At 31.9% G+C, this 4,159-nt stretch carries 4 protein-coding genes; 3 read left to right on the top strand and 1 reads right to left on the bottom strand.

Annotation, left to right across the window (positions count from 1 at the left end; all coding sequences use genetic code 11):
- Window positions 1-1,994, bottom strand: a 1,994-nt coding sequence (locus AC3DU7_RS27040) for a GAF domain-containing protein (RefSeq protein ID WP_488042360.1), incomplete at its 3' end; no start/stop codon positions are given.
- 279 nt (window positions 1,995-2,273) lie between these two features.
- Between AC3DU7_RS27040 and AC3DU7_RS27035 the strand changes: the two genes are divergently transcribed.
- From AC3DU7_RS27035 to AC3DU7_RS27025, 3 genes are all read left to right on the top strand, one after another.
- Window positions 2,274-2,405: a hypothetical protein gene (locus tag AC3DU7_RS27035; RefSeq protein WP_293089901.1), complete on the top strand. Its 132-nt coding sequence runs from the start codon at window positions 2,274-2,276 to the stop codon at window positions 2,403-2,405.
- A gap of 173 nt (window positions 2,406-2,578) precedes the next feature.
- Window positions 2,579-2,902, top strand: coding sequence for a hypothetical protein (locus tag AC3DU7_RS27030; protein WP_488042359.1), 324 nt, complete (start codon window positions 2,579-2,581; stop codon window positions 2,900-2,902).
- A gap of 704 nt (window positions 2,903-3,606) precedes the next feature.
- Window positions 3,607-3,891 carry a YiaA/YiaB family inner membrane protein gene (locus tag AC3DU7_RS27025; RefSeq protein WP_488042358.1) on the top strand — a complete coding sequence of 95 codons (285 nt, stop codon included), beginning with the start codon at window positions 3,607-3,609 and terminating at the stop codon, window positions 3,889-3,891.
- The last annotated feature ends 268 nt before the right edge of the window (window positions 3,892-4,159 follow it).

Raw genomic sequence — 4,159 nt, 5'->3', positions numbered from 1 at the left:
TCATGAATATTAACTAGCTTCATCTCTGCTTCATCAAGGCGTGAAAAGTTACGCAAAGACTTGACAATTTCATGAATGCGCTCCGTTCCTACCTCCATAGATTTTAATAGTTGAGGTAGGTCTTCGAGAATAAATTCTAAATCTATTTTTTCACTTTCTTCTTCAATTTCTGGCGATAATTCGCAATGTTTTTGATATAGTTTAATCAAATCCATTAGTTCATTAGCATAATTATCTGCATATTTGATATTGCCATAAATAAAATTAACCGGGTTATTGATTTCATGGGCAATACCTGCAACTAGCTGTCCTAAACTAGACATTTTTTCACTTTGGATTAATTGCGTTTGAGTAAGTTGTAATTTTTTTAAAGTTTGTTCTAATTGAGTAGCTTTTTCTCTCTCTCCTGCTTCTGATTTTTGCAGCGCAGAATTTAATTTTGCTAGTTCATCTGCTTGTTTCAGTACAATTTTAATAATCGCATTTCTCAACTCTAAAGCAGCATCAACTTCACATTTTTTCCAAGGTAGAGATGTGAGTTTAACAATTCCTTTCCACAGCTCAAATGATTTTCTAGGGGACAATTTTATACTACCATTAGGTTCTACTTCTGTAATAGCTGCTGGATTTCCTGCCCAATTAACTGTTCTAATAACTTCTGGTCGGAACCACAAAATATAAATTTTCTGAGCTGAAGATATTGAGAGTGCCAATAACCCACTAGCTATATCTTTATGTTTCTTAAAATCTTGATAAACTTTGGGCAATGAATCTGTATAAAAGACTTCTCGATCAAAATTTTTTTCTACCCAGCTAATTAATTTTTCAACAGTTATTAATGGTGGAGTTTTTCCTACTGACTGAAAATTGTCACCAGAAACAATGATAGCCCCTTCAGCACTTACTAAATCTAGTAGTTTATTTTGACAGTCAACTAAGGCATTGATAAAATTTTCTGATGTTGAAATCTCTTCAATAATGTGACTCTTGATTGACTGCAACTCTAGTTGATAATCATAATCTTCATTCTTTTCTTTATAAGCAAGTTCTAGAGACATTGTTTGCCCTAAAAACTCACAAGCTGTCCGTAATTCATAAGGTACATATTTGGGTGAATTATGATGGCAAGCAATCAAACCCCATAGCTTTTTATTTTTCAATAAAGATATAAACATTGTGGCAGTAACGCCCATATTTTTTAGATACTTTGCGTGGCAGGGAGAAACACTTCTTAAAATGGATAAAGTTAAATCAATTGGTTGATGACTAATCTGATTATTGGCAGGTATAATTTCTACTGACTGATAATTAACATCTACTATCATTCTCAACCAATTTATCTTAAAAAGTTCTCTAGCTTGGGGTGGAATATCGAAGCTTGGGTAATTTAATCCTAACAGTGAATCTAAAGTTTCTATCTTATCTTCAGCAATTACAGCTCCATTGTATTGAGAATCAAATTTATATACCATTACTCTATCAAAGCCTGTAATTTTTCTAATTTCTTCAACAATTATTTGACATAGATTTTTTAAATCAGAAGCATCTTGCATTTTTGATGCTGCTTCTCTAACAGAATGATAAAAGTTTAAAAATGAAATTTCCTCTTCAGATATAGCTGGCTCTAGCTCTAGGATTAAAAATTTTTCAGAACGATGAATTGTACCATCAAGGACTAAAGATTTATGTTTTGTTTTAACTGATAATTTCACAGGATTGATGGTTTTAAGTTCCGGATTATTTTCTAAACTTTTTCTGAGTTTCTTGATTTGGTCTTGGTCAAGAAAATTATTCAGATTTTGATTCAGCAATGTTTTTGCTGGTATACCAAATAACTCAAAAGTATTATTGCTTACCTGTACAATTGTCAATTCTGGCTCTTTTAAGACAAATAATAAACCGTGAGGCTGAATGTGACTAGAGAGATGTATTTTTTCTTGATATTTATTTGTTAAATCTACTGTTTTGCTTTGAATAACTTGCTTAACTTTCATTTTAATAAAATATTAATTATTGTGACAATACTAATAATAACACCTCTGATATTAAATTTTTTTTTCTGCTCACCTAGACCTTTATACTTAGTGTTAAATTAAGTACATTTATCCAATATATTTTTGATAATTGATAGATTTTTCTATAATAGCTTTAAACATTAATTAATTTTCTTGATACTTAATATTTGTTTGTAAAACTTAATGAAACTAGATAAAAGCAAATAGAATCTTAGGTATAATTACTAAAATCATGCTATTAAACAAACTAGGAGGTATATGGAAACGACTGATTGGCAAACTATAATTCCTGCGGGAATGGCAATTACTGTTTTTCTTGGAGCAATGCTAATGATGTTCACTAATTTTTGGACTGATTCAATTAAAAAACAGGAAAAAAGTAAGAAATAAACAATAATTGATTAAACTTTCATCCTAGAAAAGTCAAACTTTGAGTAAGATTGAACTTATCTAGGAAAATTAGGAAAATAAAAGAGAAATAAACTACAAAAATGTTAAATCTAGATAGTATAATCGAATTTTCACACATATACTGTATCGCAATTTGTGGGGTTCTAGTGCCCATGAATGTACTAGCAAGTTTACAACCAATAATTTTCACAGCTCTCCGTCGCCCCAAACAGGAAATAAATTTAATGGCATTAGTAGCTAGTTTTTATGCTTTAATGATTATTCTTCATGTTGGAAGCTGGTTTATTGTAGGAGTAGTGAGAATCCAAACATTTATTCTTTTGTGGTTTGCTAGCTGCTGTTTAATTACCAATACTTGGGCAGTGGTTCACGGTTCTAGCATGAGAGAATTTATTCAATTTTTACAACAATTTCTAGTTAGACTGACTAAAAGTTTAATACTTCAAAATCAAGAGATTAGTCCTGAAACTAAATAGGACAGGATTTATAACATGTCCGTTTAAATACTTACACTTAGGAGGAAGGAAGGCAGAAGGCAGAAGGGAAAAAAAGATTGAAAGGGAGAAGGTTTTTTTATCACTGATTATTAGGACATGATATTATAACATATTTCATATCAGTGAGGTATGTCTGTTGCGGGCAAGATGCCCGCACTACTCTAACTTCTGGCTTTTTGAATCCTCCACTGCATTCATAAACTATTGATACATATTCTTCTTTTGATTTTTTGACAGCTTCGCGCTCGCCTATGAGATAATAATAACCAATAGTTTTCCCTTCATGATCTAATGATCTTTCCTTGATTAGCTTCCCTCTCTTCAGCCATTGAGTATTAACTCTGGGAATTAAATAATAACAAGTTTTTCCAGTTTTAGGCTCAACAAATTTGTAAGCATTCCGCAGGAAAAGCTGACAGCGAGCTAGCTGAATGCTTCACAAATTCATATATATAACCATTCGTAGCCATGATTGACTTTGGCACTTGGTCTTTCCACTATTGGTGACCAAACTTTACGAATAATTTTTTGTTCTCAGGTTATTACTTTACTATTATAACTGGCTTTAGTATGAAATGACCTGTGCCTGTATTCAAACTGTCACTCTACTAATATTACTATAAATTTATACATATAAAATACGAATAAATCAGCCAAAAACTTTGATTTGAGGTAATCATTTTATGACTAATAAATATGCTCAACAAAAAGATACTGCTGCATGGATACTTCAAGTTTGGGCTTCCTTTCTTCTTGCTACTTCTGGCACAGCGATTGGCATTTTTTACCTACCTGTAGATAATTGGATTAAAGGTTTTTTAGGAATGGGTTTAACATTCTCTGTAGGCTCTACTTTTACCCTAGCAAAAACTATTAGAGATAATTACGAATATCAAAGGATAACTGCCAGACTTGATGAAGCGAAAGTTGAAAAACTATTGGCAGAGCATCATCCTTTAGACAAATAATAAGAATTTAGAATTCAGAATTCTGAATTTAGAATTCAGGAGATAAGGAAAAATTAGAATGGGAGCATCTTGCTCCCACTAGCTATATCATTACAATGCATCACTACCCAATTATTCACTTAATAATTTTTTGATATAGCGCTGTGCGCAGGCAACAGGCAACAGGCAATAGGCAATAGGGGGAAGAAAAAGCTGATAATATAAGACTTTTAGCTATTGGACAATTCCTGCAATTTGTAAATATGCCAGCGCACATTGCTATAATTAG

This window comes from Okeania sp., from assembly GCF_983059655.1.
Note: the sequence above shows the minus strand (reverse complement) of the source record. Positions and strands in the feature narration are given on the sequence as shown.